The sequence below is a fragment of the Novibacillus thermophilus genome (genome assembly GCF_002005165.1).
GTDB classification, from domain to species: domain Bacteria; phylum Bacillota; class Bacilli; order Thermoactinomycetales; family Novibacillaceae; genus Novibacillus; species Novibacillus thermophilus.
Map to the genome: position 1 here is coordinate 426,127 of NZ_CP019699.1, position 13,066 is coordinate 439,192.

The window sequence follows — 13,066 nt, forward strand, 5'->3', positions numbered from 1 at the left end:
GTGACGTAGATGGGCGAATCAGATCAAGGATTGCTTGAACGGCACGAGGTACCGGAAGAATACCGCTGGCGCCTGGAGGACATTTACGCTTCCGAAGCGGCGTGGCAGCAGGACTACGACGAAGTCAAGAGTCAGTTACCCGACTTAGAGGCCTTTCAAGGTAAGCTGGGATCAAGTGCAGAAACGTTGCTTGCGGCTCTCAAGTTAAGAGATGAGATCAGTCAGAAAACGGGTCTTTTGTACGCTTACGCCAAAATGCGCAAAGACGAAAACACAGCGAACGCGAAATACCAGGCGCTAGACGACAAAGCGAGAGGGCTCTTGATCGACGTTCGGGGGGTTACTTCGTACATCGTGCCGGAATTGTTGGCGATCCCGGGGGAGAGAGTGGAGCAGTTTATTAAGGAAAAAGAAGAACTCGGCCTATACCGCCACTATTTGGAAGACGTCCTCAGACAGAAGGATCACGTGTTGTCCCTCGAAGAAGAGCGGCTGTTGGCCCGTTTAGGGGAAGTGGCCCAGGCTCCGTCCTACATATTCGGCATGATTAACGACGCCGACATCCAGTTCCCGAAAATTCGAGACGAACAGGGTCGAGAAGTTCAATTGACGAAAGGTCGATACCGGCAGTTTATCGAGAGCCCCGATCGCCGCGTGCGGCGGGAAGCGTTCGAAGCGATGCACCAAACGTACAAAAGGCAGGAAAATACGTTGGCCGCGACGTTACAGGCGAGTGTGAAAAAAGACGTCTTTTACGCTCGCGCGCGCAAATACGAGTCTGCCCGGCAGGCAGCCCTCGATGCTGACAACATTCCTCTCTCTGTTTACGACAACTTGTTGAAATCCGTGAATGACCACGTCCACTTGTTACACCGGTACGTCGCCTTGCGCCAAAAGCTCCTCGGGTTGGATGAGATTCACATGTACGACTTGTACACCCCGATGGTGCCGGACATGAACGTCAAAGTGACGTATGAAGAAGCGAAAGAGACGATCAAAAAAGCACTGCAGCCGCTGGGTGAGGACTATTTGGCCAATTTGGAGAAAGGGTTGACATCCGGCTGGATCGACGTGATGGAAAACAAAGGGAAACGGAGCGGGGCGTACAGTTTCGGTCCGTACGGCACGCACCCGTTCGTCCTGTTAAACCATCACGACACGTTGGATCACATGTTCACACTGGCGCACGAGATGGGTCACGCCCTTCACAGCTACTATTCCAACCAACATCAGCCTTACATTTACGCCGATTACACCATCTTTGTAGCAGAAGTGGCCTCCACGCTGAACGAAGCGTTGCTCATCCGCTACTTGCTGGACCGGTCTAAGACGAAAGAAGGTAAAAAGTATTTACTGAACCATTACATGGAGCAGTTCCGCACCACCCTGTATCGTCAAACGATGTTTGCTGAATTTGAAATGCTCACCCACCAGATGGTCGAGGACGGGGAGGCGTTAACGCCGGAGCGGTTGAGCGCACTCTATCACGACTTAAACGTGAAGTACTACGGCGATGACATTGTTGTCGACCGGGACGTGGACATCGAGTGGGGACGGATTCCCCATTTCTACTACAATTTCTATGTGTACAAATATGCGACGGGATTTTCTGCGGCGACGGCACTGTCGCAGCAAATTTTACAGGAGGGAAAACCGGCCGTAGAGCGGTATTTGGACTTTCTCAAGAGCGGGAGCTCCGACTATTCTATCAACTTGCTCAAGCGGGCAGGGGTGGATATGACGTCTCCCGAACCGGTCAACAAAGCGCTGAAAGTATTTGAAGAACTGCTGGACGAAATGGAACGACTGACATAGCGGTCGCTCTGGTTAACCCCCGCATCTGAAAAAAAGATGCGGGGGTGAGTCTGTCTCACGCAATCTAGTAATTTACATAGTATAAAAGGGTAAAAAACGGTCCATGTTGTTAACAAACCTTGTGGAAGAGGTGAACAGCATGGACCATAAACGTTGGATAGCCGCATTACTTACGCTTATCGTCTGTTTAGGGTTGATGAACATTGGGCACGCTGAAATGAACGTGCTCTATGAAAAAGTAAAAAAAGAGTTGGACGCGTTCAAAGATTTGGAGGAAACCTTTGTCCAAACGGTAAAGGTGAAAGAAGGGGACACGCTGTACAAGATCGCGAGAGAATACGAAACAGATGTCCGAACGATAGCCTTGGCGAACAATTTAAGTGACCCGAGTGTGATTCACGTCGGGGATGAACTGCGCATTCCGCAGGCGAAAGGGTTCTATTACAAAGTGAAAGAAGGCGACACATTAACGGAGATTGCCTCGCGGTACGGTGTATCCGAGGACACTATTCGGGAGATGAACCCTTTCGTCGACGCGAACTCACTGGCTAGCGGTGAAGAACTGTTTTTGAAAAACCCGAAGCGCTGGCCGGAAACGAAAGATTCAGGTGTCCAATTGGCATCTCGCCGCAGCGAAACGTCAGGGGACAGCACTGTGTCAGCTGCAGAAAGGGGAAGCTTTCTCGGTCACTTTACGTTGACGGCTTACACGGCAGGTCCTGAGTCGACTGGGAAGCGCCCCGGAGACCCCGGGTACGGGATCACCGCCAGCGGCGCGAAAGTGCAACCGGGTGTGACGATTGCCGCTGACCCTGACGTCATTCCGATGGGAAGTACCGTCTACATTGAGGGAATTGGCACCCGGGTTGTCCAGGATACGGGAGGTGCGATTAAAGGGAACAGAATCGACGTATACATTCCAAATCTTCTTAAGGCCCGCCAGTTCGGCGTAAAAAAAGGGGTTAAAGTGTACGTCATGAACTGAATGAGTACTTCCAGGGCGGGTTGTCGTATTCCCCCGCCCTTCACCCGTGCTAGTTGACGTGGATGGATCTCCCGTATTGATTGAAGATCGGGCACAGCTGCGGTATGATTGATTCCAGATACGAGTGAACGGGTGATGCCATGCCCACATTTGCCGTTAGTCCGACACAACCGTTCCACTTTCAGCGGATGGCGAGGCGGTTGCTTCAACTAGAGAAATCGACGTACAGGGAACTGAATGGATACGTCGTGCGCACTGTACGCTTGTCAAAGGAACCTTTTCTCATCGGCTTCCGCTATGACGAAGGGGGTCAACAACTGCAAGTAGACGTGAAGGGCCAGGTGACAGACGAACAGCTCTCTGAAGCCGAGCAGCTTGTGCGCCACATGTTTTCAACAGACGTCGATTTGTCCCAATTTTACCGGCACGCGGCGGAGGATTGTCACCTGGCCCCGTTGACCAACCAATTTGCCGGTGTCCGCATGGTGCGTGACCCTGATTTGTTCGAGTGTCTCGTCAAAACGGTGATCAGTCAGCAGTTGAATCTGGCGTTTGCCGGGACACTGACAAAACGCTTGATCGCGTTGGCCGGAGACACCCTCGAAGCAGAAGGAAAGACGTGGCGTGTCTTTCCGACTCCGGAGCAAGTGGCAAAACTCCGTTACGAGCAGTTGCAGCAACTGCAATTCAATCGGCGCAAAGCCGAATACATTATCGACATCGCCCGCAAAATTGTGGACGGCGCACTCGATTTGGACAGCTTGTTGAATATGGCGGACGAAGAAGTGGTGGCGACGCTCACCCGCGTTCGCGGTGTCGGCCGGTGGACGGCAGAGTGTTTGCTTCTGTTCGGCATGGGGCGTCCTGATCTGCTTCCGGCAGCTGACATCGGTCTGCGCAACGCTGTGCGCCGCGTTTACAAACTTGACCGCCAGCCGACGGAAACTGAGGTTCGGAACATCGGGTCAGCCTGGTCGCCGTGGAGCAGTTATGCGACTTTTTACTTGTGGGAGTCACTCGGATAAAGGGAAGGCTTGATCACGACCGCCCAATCACCTTTTTTCCGGCCGACCGGTTGTGTCGAGGAGGGACGTCGTACGACTTCACACGAGAGATTGTCTTTGGAGGAGGAATGAATGGCATGAGCAAAGCGTTGATCGTCGTCGATATGATTCACGACTTTGTCGCCGATGAAGGGTCGCTCACGTGTGGTAAACCAGGGCAGGCGATTGTACCGAACATCGTCCAGGAAATACACCGTACAGTCGATAACGGGGGGATCGTCTACTTGTGCGGTGATGCCCACGATCCGGACGATCCCGAATTTGATGCGTGGCCGGTACACGCGGTAAAGGGGACGCGCGGTGCCGCGTGGGTGGAGCCGATCGAGACCACTTTTCAGCAGCTCGAAGGGACAGGGCGGATAAAAAAAGTGAACAAAACGAAGTACGATGCTTTTTTCCGCACGGAATTGGAGGAAGAACTGAAACGGCGCGATCCGGACGAAGTGGAAGTGGCCGGGGTCTGCACGTCAATCTGTGTGAATGCGACTGTGGGAGGAGCTACATTTCGCGGCTATCCTGTCACGGTGCGACGCTCGTGTGTAGCCGACTTCGACCAGGAGAAACACGACATTTTCTTGGAACACATGGCGGCCATTTACAAAGCCAATATCGTCGATTGAAGGAAGGGAGGCTGCGCTCAGACTGCGCAGCCTTTTGTGTCGTTCATAGGTAATTTTGCCCATTTGTCAACGTGTCGTAAATTCGGTAACATAAGCGAAAGGCGTAAGTCTCCCGTTAAAGGGTGCAATGTCCTGACGGGGTTTAGCCCAGTCACTGCTTTTGCTGTAGTGGGAGATGGTTGATGTGCAAAACAGGCGTGGAGGTACGCGTGTGGTCGTCGGAATGTCGGGAGGAGTCGATTCGTCAGTCGCCGCTCTGCTCCTCAAACGACAAGGATACGACGTGATCGGCGTGTTCATGAAAAACTGGGATGACACTGATGAGTACGGTGTATGTACGGCAGACGAAGATTACGCCGACGTGCGGAGAGTCTGTCACCAGATCGGCATTCCGTATTACACGGTCAATTTCGAAAAAGAGTACTGGGATAAAGTGTTTACGTATTTCCTCGATGAGTACAGAAAAGGGCGTACTCCCAACCCGGACATCGTGTGCAACAAAGAGATCAAATTTAAAATGTTCCTCGAACGCGCTCTGTCCCTCGGAGCCGATTACATGGCGACGGGACATTACGCTCGGGTTGTCGAAAAAGACGGCGCGTACCAACTGTTGCGCGGTGTGGACGAGAACAAAGACCAGTCGTACTTTCTATGTGCCCTGAATCAGCATCAACTGTCGCGAACGCTGTTTCCCCTTGGAGAGTTGACGAAAAAAGAGGTGCGCAACATTGCCGAAGAGGCCGGTCTGGCCACGGCGAAGAAGAAGGACAGCACCGGTATCTGTTTCATCGGCGAACGCAATTTCAAGGAATTTTTGAGCGAGTACTTGCCAGCTCAACCGGGGGAAATGCGTACACTCGACGGTGAAGTGAAAGGGACACACGACGGGTTAATGTACTACACCCTCGGCCAACGCCGCGGATTGGGGATCGGCGGATCCGGAACGGGTGAACCGTGGTTCGTCGTCGGGAAAGATTTGGAGAACAATGTGCTGCTCGTCGCGCAAGGGGAAGACCATCCCGCCCTTTTCTCGAACAGCCTCACTGCCAGCGGAGTGAATTGGATCAGCGGCCGTCCACCGGACAGCACGTTTAGGTGTACGGCGAAGTTCCGTTACAGACAGAAGGATCGAGGGGTCACGGTGCACGTGAAGGGTGACGACACGTGTGTCGTAGAGTACGACGAACCGCAAAAAGCGGTCACACCTGGCCAAGCTGTCGTGTTTTACGCAGGAGACGTGTGCCTTGGCGGAGCGACTATCGATTCGACGGACAGTGTGTACAGTGTCGTTACCACATAAAAAAAGTGATACCCGACCCTCGACTGAAGGGTATCACTTTTTCGCAATATTTGCCTGCTTTTTTATGGGACGTTTACGACTTCTTCCTTATGTTCGTGCAACTCACCTTTTTCTACATGAACGGTCAACTGGTATTCTCCCGGTTCGGCAAAGGCTAGTTCTGCCGTGTACTTACCGTTTTGTCCTTCTGTCATGTCTACAAATTCGTGTTTTTCTTCACCTGTTTTCCAAAATTCCACCTTCACTTCAGCCTCCGATAGAGGGGCGCCATCTTTTTCAAGGTGAACCGCCCATTCAGCGCCCTCACCGGCTGCCAACGTTTCTGGCTCCATCAAGTGAATGACCAGAGCGTCGCCGTGCTCCCCGTGTCCGTGACCGCTCTCGTCACCCGCTTCCACATCGCCGACGATAAACTCTTTTTTCGGCATGGTGTGCATATCTCTCGCCGTAACGTGGGCAATCACTTCATAAATCCCGTCCTCATCAAATGTGTGCGTTAGAGTGTAACGCCCTTCTCCTGCATGTTCCGCATCAAAGTTTTCGGATTCATCCTCGTGCCCCTGCTTCCAAATTTCGAATACTACCTCATCTGCATCGTTGACCTGTTCGCCGCCTTGGGTCACCAAAACTTCTATCTCACCCGGTTCACCTGGTTTAAATGCGTCCGATGCAGTTAGAATCTCAACTTCTAACGGCAGTAGCGCCGCTTCGTTCCCTTGGTCGCCTTCAGCTTCCTGGTCTGAAGTGCTTTCGTTCCCACAAGCAACGAGTACCGTCAATACGACAACGGCAACGATCCACTTTAACTTTATTACCATTTTGTCATCTCCTAATTTTTTACGTGGTGTTCACAACGGGGTTCACTCCGTCCACCCCGCATTTTCTCGTAAACGACATCCATCGCCTTACGGAATTCGTATACGTGTCCGCCGAACCCTTTCACAAATTTCTCGGCGTGTTCACGCTCGGCGAACGGGAGAACGTGGGGGTGGCAACACGTGACGTTGAGGGAAGTTTCCATCACAAACCACGTCAGCGGAGCGCTCGTCGTCGTGTGCACGAAAAAGTCTTGACAAATCGCCTGTACGACGTCATCGCCAAGTTGGCGGTGGCGAAGTAAGCCGCAATGGGCACAACAAGCGGTTTCCACTTTGTCCTTTGGCAAAAATAAGCGGTAAGCCCACTTATCATGGTACGGCTTTTGGCAGTAAACACATCGGGTAGTATCGATCCCCTCTCGTTTTTCTACCAGTGAGACTCCGCCGAACGTTTTCTCGATCAGCCCTTCTTCAATTAAAGGCTTAATGTCGCGGTAAACGGTCATTTCCGACACTTGGAGGTACTCGCTCAACTCACTGATCTTTAACGTTTTTTTCTTTTGAATCAAGTCGCGTATGTGCTTTTGCCTTTCGATTGGCAGCATCGCATCCCCTCCCGTGTGAGTCTATGATAATCTCTGATATATTATCACAAAACTTCACAATGCTTTGGCACCATTAGTATACAATGAAAGAGGCACACTCCGTGTTTTCAATTATGACATTTGTATAAATCACGCGACTCGACGTCATGAGAGCAGGAGAGAGGACGAGGACCTGTTCGTCACGTGAGACAGGCAGGTACGTCAACGGGGTGGGGATACGGCAGAATGGGCATTGACGAAAAGGAGCAAAGGGAGGCGTCCGGAATCGGAAGGACTACACCCTTTGCTCGTATAGAGGTGACCTTGCGGAAAGCGATATTAGCGGCTTCTCTTCTGCACGCCTTTGTTCGTCGCAACACAGTGAGATTTGCGGTTGCCGTAGCAGTGATGCTGTACGCTTCCGCGCTGTGCCATGGCGACTGAACGCTTTCCAGCAGGTTTTTGCGCCAGTGCTTGATCGACGGGGATGTGTTTAAACAGACGTTGTATCCGTTTATGCGCCGTTAACAAAACAGTCACTCTCCTTTTCTAACTTCTCAATGACAGCGTATGAACGAACAGTGCTGGTGTAAAGGTTAGTGCCTGCTTCCCTATTTTTTGGGCAGACAACTTTTTAGAAACCAATCAAATGTGATATGATGGGATACAGAAAAAGACAATTTTAGAAATTTTCGCATGTGGAGTGGGTCGTTCGTGGCCATCAATGTAATGTGCACTTTGTACGTCGTTTCCGTGACAGTGTCCTCCATATGGATGGATCTGTCACGCAATCAAGCCGTTCTGATGTGGTTCGCTTGCCTATTTTTGTGCAGCTTGTTCTTTGAAGATAAGGTTCCCGTTCTCCGTTACGTGCAAATTGCTTTCTTGGCACTTTTTCACTGGAACAGTCAGTTGAATTGGTGCCAGCCCCTTTACATGTTTCTCGCTTTTAAGGAATGTTACCGCATTCAACATTTAACGCGCTCCATCGCACTTGCGTTTTTTATCGTCTCCATTTATTCGCTCATCCGTATCAGTTATGTTCCGGACACCCTTTACAACGTCTTAGTGACGTTTTTTGATGTCGTCAATGTCCTCGTGATCGTGTTTGCCGTTCATTACGTTGTCAAAGTAGAACAGGAAAAACGGTCATTGTTCAGAGAGAAAAAGCACCTCTCCACTCACGATCCTTTGACAGGCCTGTTAAACTACCAAGAATATCACAGACAGCTGGCGACACTCTTAAAAAAAGGCGAACGCTTTGTCCTGCTCATCATCGACTGTATCGACTTAAAGTCGATGAACGACCAACAAGGATACCAGGGAGGCAACCGCATTTTGATCAAAATGGCGAATTACTTGCGGACCTTCTTTTCAGAGGCGTACATTATGGCCCACTATGGAGGGGATGAATTTGCTGTGGTCATAAGTGTGAAGGATCGGCGAAATCCGGTCGATGAGCTGACCCGACTGCTCGTCCACCAGCTTCCGAGGGAGTTAAAGATTGGGGTAACATATGGATACGCCGTATATCCCGAGGACGGTGAAACGAAAGATGCGCTAATTTCGGCAGCGGAGCAAAAACTGTTTAATATGAAGCGGGAGATGTGGCTGAAGAAAGAGGAACAAGAGTTACGTGCCGAAAAGCTCCGCGTGGTGGGGGAACTGGCAGCCGGACTTGCACACGAAATACGCAACCCTCTGACGACGCTGCGCGGCTTTCTGCAACTGTCCAAAAAAAACAACTTCGACATTTCACCGTACTATGAGTTGATGATGCAGGAAACAGAACGCGTCAGCGAGTTAACAGCAGAGTTTTTACAGTTTTCCAAAAAAAATGCTGCTGAATTCAAAGTTCAGGCCTTACAGGATTGCATTCAGCGCGTGGTTCACTTGCTGGAATCAGAGGCGACGTACCTGGGCCACGAATTGCATTGCACCTTAGTTCCGACGCCAGTCCTGGTGCTCATTGACAAGGATAAAATGGTCCAGCTTTTCATCAATTTGGTGCGCAATGCCTTTGATGCGATGGTGCAGCCGGGGACGGTGACGATCCGGCTGAGGCGGGACGGGGAGCACGGAGTAATCGAAGTGTGTGATACAGGCAGTGGCATTCCAGAAGAGCGGTTAAACGACATTTTTAATCCGTTTTATACGACGAAAGAGACGGGGACAGGATTGGGGTTGTCTATTTGCTACCAGATTGTACACCATCACAACGGAGCGATTGAAGTTGAGAGCAAAGTGGGGGAAGGGAGCACTTTTACGGTGAAGCTTCCCCTCGCGCAAAACGAACAGAGGCCACAGGCGCAGTCAAGCTAGCTCTCTGCTGCGCTGGCAGCGTCAAGGGCGTTGTCGAATGCTGATATGATGTCTTCCGCATCTTCAATCCCCACTGAAATGCGGACGAGGTTCGACGTTATGCCCAGCCGGTCCCGCATGTCAGCCGAAAGGGTGCGGTGCGACGTTCCGGCGGGATACGATACGGACGTATCAACGCCGGCCAGTGTGGGAACGATTTTGATCCATGACAGCGATTTAAAAAATGATGCCACATCACACGCGTCCGCTAGTTCCATGCTGACGATGGCCCCGTTGCCCTTTGCCGATACGCCTTTCGGATAGTACACGCGTTTGACAGAAGGGTGCCGTTTCAAATGTTCAGCCAGCGTCGCAGCATTTTTTGCTTGACGTTCCATGCGGACGCTCAATGTTTTCAACCCGCGGCAAGCGAGCCAAGCTTCAAACGGGCTCAAGCTTGAGCCAAAGTTGACGACTTTCTCTTTCGCTGAAGCCATCACGTCTTCGTTTCCGACGAGAACGCCTGCGGTGACGTCACTGTGTCCGCCGATAAATTTTGTCGCGCTGTGGACGACTAAGTCTACCCCCATTTCGTACGGACGGATGAAATAGGGTGTCGCAAACGTATTGTCGATCATCGTTTTCAACTGGTGGGACTGGGCCAGTTGGACGATATGTTCGATTTGTTCCACACGCAGCAACGGGTTCGTGATCGATTCGGAATACAGGAGGACGGTGTTCGGGCGAATGGCCCGCTTCACTTGTTCGAGATCGGCAAACGGGACGAACGAAACGTCAATGCCAAACGCAGTCAGCTCCCGTGACAGAAGCGTGTATGTGCCGCCGTACACGTCTTCGCTGGCGACGATGTGGTCCCCGCCTTTGGCTACGGATAAAACGCCTGCTAAAATGGCAGACAGACCGGAAGAGGTCGCAACCCCTTTCGGCGCGCCTTCCAATCGGGCTACACCTTGGCCGAGATCTTGTGTGTTCGGGTTGTTAACCCGGGTGTAGTAAAAGTGATCGGTTTTTTGGAACGCGGCCTCCATTTCCTCTAAATCTTTAAATACAAAGGCGGACGTTTGGTAGACGGGACTGGCCTTGCTTCGAACGGATGCTGATATCTCTTGTTGAAAGTGCACAGTCTGGGTATCGAATTTCAATTTCGACTCTCCCTCCTCTAGAACCAGAGAATTATCACTGAGCCATAACGTACCGGAGTGTTTGCTCTGCAGCTGTTTTACCTTGCTGGATGCAGTCTGGGATGCCGATTCCTTCGTAAGCGGCACCGGCCAACACGATCCCGGGAAAATGGGTGTCGAGGTGACGCTTTAATTTTTCCACACGCGATCGGTGACCGACGGTGTATTGGGGCATGGCGTCCTTCCAGCGGGTGATGCGGCAAAATTCCGGATCTCCGCTGATGTCCAATATGCGCTTCAAGTCATGCAGGACAGATGTGATAATGGCGTCGTCCGATTGATCGACGATGCTGTCGTCCCCGGCACGTCCGACATAGCAGCGAATCAGCGCTTTCCCGTCTGGCGTGGTGTGGGGCCATTTTTTGTGTGTCCACGTGCAGGCAGTGATGGTGTAATTTTCTTTTCGGGGAACGACGAACCCTGTTCCTTCGTGCTCCAGACGAACAGACGTTTTCGAATAAGCAAGAACAACAGTGGCAACGGAGGTCGGAGCTACATCGGCCAAGGTGTGAGAAGCAGAAGGGGGTTTAAGCACTTTACTGGCGATTGGACCCGGTACTGCCAAGATGACCGCGTCTGTGTGTAGGTGGCGGCCGTCACTCAAGTGCAAACGATAGCCCTCCCCATCTTTTTCAATAGATTGAAGGGCAACGCTTTTCATGACTGACTGTCGAGGAAGCTCGCTTTCAATCGCCTCGACCATTGACTGCAACCCGGTTTTCAAAGTGAGGAACTGCCCTTTCGGTTTCTCCTTGCGCGTCGACAGCTTCCTCGACTGTTTCATGGCCAAGATGAGACTGCGATGCTCTTTTTCCAGCTTGTAAAACTGGGGAAACGTGGACATGAGACTCAACTTGTCGATATCTCCGGCGTAAATACCGGACAGTAGCGGTTCGATCAAATGATCGACAGCTTCATTGCCGAGACGGCGTCGGAAGAAATGCCCGACCGACTGGTCCCCGGACATGTTTGAGCGGGGCAGGATCAGATCGAAAGCTGCCCGGACCTTTCCCGCTGGAGAAAACAAGCTTGACCTCACGAAAGGGAGGAGGCGAGTGGGAACGCCCATGACAGCCCCTTCCGGGATGGGGCAGAGCCGGTTTCGGTGCAAAATGTACGATTGTCCTGTACGGTTGCGGACGAGCTGATTCTCCATGCCGAGATCTTTCACCAGTTCAACGGCACTGGCTTTTCTGGCCAAAAAAGAGTCCGGTCCCTTTTCCATGACAAACCCGTTGTGAACGTCAGTCTGCACCTTTCCGCCTAAACGGTTGCTGGCTTCTAACAGGGTAAAGTCAAGGGACAGGGACTGCCTGGCGATTCCCTTTTGTAAATAGTAAGCGGCGGTCAGTCCGGTGATACCGCCGCCGACAATGGTCAAGTGACGTCGTTTTCTGTTCATTGTCGATCCTTTTCCACGTCAGCTAGTTTTTTAGCGATGGCGTCGGCAAGGGCGTCGATAAACAGCGGATCACTGTTGGGCATGGACGGACGGTAGTAGTTTGCCCCCAGTTCATCTGTCACGACTTTACATTCGTAATCGTTGTCGTAGAGTACCTCCAGGTGGTCAGCAACGAATCCGACGGGACAGTAAATGAACGATGTGTACCCCTCGTGCTCGAACAAGTCGCGCGTCAAGTCTTGTACGTCGGGTCCAAGCCACGGCTCCGGTGTTTGACCTTCACTTTGCCAACCGACAGCGTAATGGACGATGTTTGCTTCCTGGGCGATGAGATCGGCCGTCTCTTTCAGTTGGTCTGGATACGGGTCCCCTTCTTGCAAAATTTTTTCCGGCAAACTGTGTGCAGAGAAGATGACGACCGTTCGCTCACGCTCCTGTTCCGGGATGCTGGCCATCGTTTGGTTAATCTGCTCTGACCAGTAACGGATAAATTTCGGTTCGTCGTACCAACTCTCAACGGAGTAAATTTCAGGTCCTCCCAGTTGTTGCGCCTTTTCGTGGGCTCGTCCGTTGTAAGACTTTACGCTGAACGATGAGTAATGAGGGGCGAGCACGATGCTCACGGCCTTTTCTATCCCGTCGCGGTGCATGTCGTGGACAGCGTCCTCGATAAACGGGGAAATGTGCTTCAATCCTAAATAACGTTTGAACGTTTTGTCTTCAAACCGTTCATTCAGTCTCTTTTCCAGCGCGTTGGCCTGTTCCTCTGTGATGCGCGCCAAAGGGGAGACGCCGCCGATAGCTTCGTAGCGTTCTTTTAAATCTTGCAAAAGGTCTTCCGGAGGTTTTCTCCCGTGACGGATGTGGGTATAATACGGCTCGATGTCCTCAGGAGTGCGCGGTGTTCCGTACGCCATCACCAAAAGGCCGAGGGTTTGTTTAGACATGTCTTCAACTCCTTCTAGAGGTCGTTCT

At 51.8% G+C, this 13,066-nt stretch carries 12 protein-coding genes; 6 read left to right on the forward strand and 6 right to left on the reverse strand.

All coding sequences use genetic code 11. From position 1 onward, the window contains the following. Nucleotides 1–9: 9 nt before the first annotated feature. From pepF to mnmA, 5 genes are all read left to right on the forward strand, one after another. Nucleotides 10–1,815: an oligoendopeptidase F gene (pepF, locus tag B0W44_RS02255; RefSeq protein ID WP_077718584.1), complete on the forward strand. Its 1,806-nt coding sequence runs from the start codon at nt 10–12 to the stop codon at nt 1,813–1,815. A gap of 121 nt (nt 1,816–1,936) precedes the next feature. Continuing rightward, nucleotides 1,937–2,800, forward strand: a complete 864-nt coding sequence (locus B0W44_RS02260) for a LysM peptidoglycan-binding domain-containing protein (RefSeq protein WP_169835372.1) — start codon at nt 1,937–1,939, stop codon at nt 2,798–2,800. A gap of 140 nt (nt 2,801–2,940) precedes the next feature. Then, nucleotides 2,941–3,825 carry a DNA-3-methyladenine glycosylase family protein gene (locus tag B0W44_RS02265; RefSeq protein WP_077718586.1) on the forward strand — a complete coding sequence of 295 codons (885 nt, stop codon included), beginning with the start codon at nt 2,941–2,943 and terminating at the stop codon, nt 3,823–3,825. Nucleotides 3,826–3,941: 116 nt separating this feature from the next. Beyond that, nucleotides 3,942–4,484, forward strand: coding sequence for a cysteine hydrolase family protein (locus tag B0W44_RS02270; protein WP_169835373.1), 543 nt, complete (start codon nt 3,942–3,944; stop codon nt 4,482–4,484). 184 nt (nt 4,485–4,668) lie between these two features. After that, entirely contained in the window at nt 4,669–5,784 is a 1,116-nt protein-coding gene (gene mnmA / locus B0W44_RS02275) for a tRNA 2-thiouridine(34) synthase MnmA (protein WP_228441399.1), read from the forward strand. 62 nt (nt 5,785–5,846) lie between these two features. On the opposite strand, the gene B0W44_RS02280 is transcribed toward mnmA, so the two are convergent. From B0W44_RS02280 to B0W44_RS02290, 3 genes are all read right to left on the reverse strand, one after another. Beyond that, nucleotides 5,847–6,602, reverse strand: coding sequence for a FixH family protein (locus tag B0W44_RS02280; RefSeq protein ID WP_077718589.1), 756 nt, complete (start codon nt 6,600–6,602; stop codon nt 5,847–5,849). Nucleotides 6,603–6,613: 11 nt separating this feature from the next. Next, complete coding sequence (locus tag B0W44_RS02285; RefSeq protein WP_077718590.1) at nt 6,614–7,207, reverse strand: DeoR family transcriptional regulator; 594 nt, start codon at nt 7,205–7,207, stop codon at nt 6,614–6,616. Nucleotides 7,208–7,525: 318 nt separating this feature from the next. Beyond that, the gene (locus tag B0W44_RS02290) at nt 7,526–7,717 is read right to left on the reverse strand and encodes a hypothetical protein (RefSeq protein ID WP_077718591.1); all 192 of its coding nucleotides are present in this window, start codon (nt 7,715–7,717) and stop codon (nt 7,526–7,528) included. Between the two features lie 183 nt (nt 7,718–7,900). Here B0W44_RS02290 and B0W44_RS02295 point away from each other — a divergent pair, with 183 nt between their 5' ends. Beyond that, complete coding sequence (locus B0W44_RS02295) at nt 7,901–9,508, forward strand: ATP-binding protein (RefSeq protein WP_169835374.1); 1,608 nt, start codon at nt 7,901–7,903, stop codon at nt 9,506–9,508. Here the strand turns inward: B0W44_RS02295 and B0W44_RS02300 are convergent. From B0W44_RS02300 to hemH, 3 genes are read right to left on the reverse strand one after another with little or no spacing between them, the layout of a single operon-like run. Further along, entirely contained in the window at nt 9,505–10,650 is a 1,146-nt protein-coding gene (locus B0W44_RS02300; RefSeq protein ID WP_077718593.1) for a trans-sulfuration enzyme family protein, read from the reverse strand. The two genes, B0W44_RS02295 and B0W44_RS02300, sit on opposite strands and share 4 nt — an antisense overlap. A 34-nt stretch (nt 10,651–10,684) precedes the next feature. Then, nucleotides 10,685–12,091 (reverse strand): protoporphyrinogen oxidase, encoded by a 1,407-nt coding sequence (hemY, locus tag B0W44_RS02305; protein WP_077718594.1) that lies wholly within the window; start codon nt 12,089–12,091, stop codon nt 10,685–10,687. Then, nucleotides 12,088–13,038 (reverse strand): ferrochelatase, encoded by a 951-nt coding sequence (gene hemH, locus B0W44_RS02310; RefSeq protein WP_077718595.1) that lies wholly within the window; start codon nt 13,036–13,038, stop codon nt 12,088–12,090. The genes hemY and hemH overlap by 4 nt, the downstream gene beginning before the upstream one ends. Between the last annotated feature and the right edge of the window lie 28 nt (nt 13,039–13,066).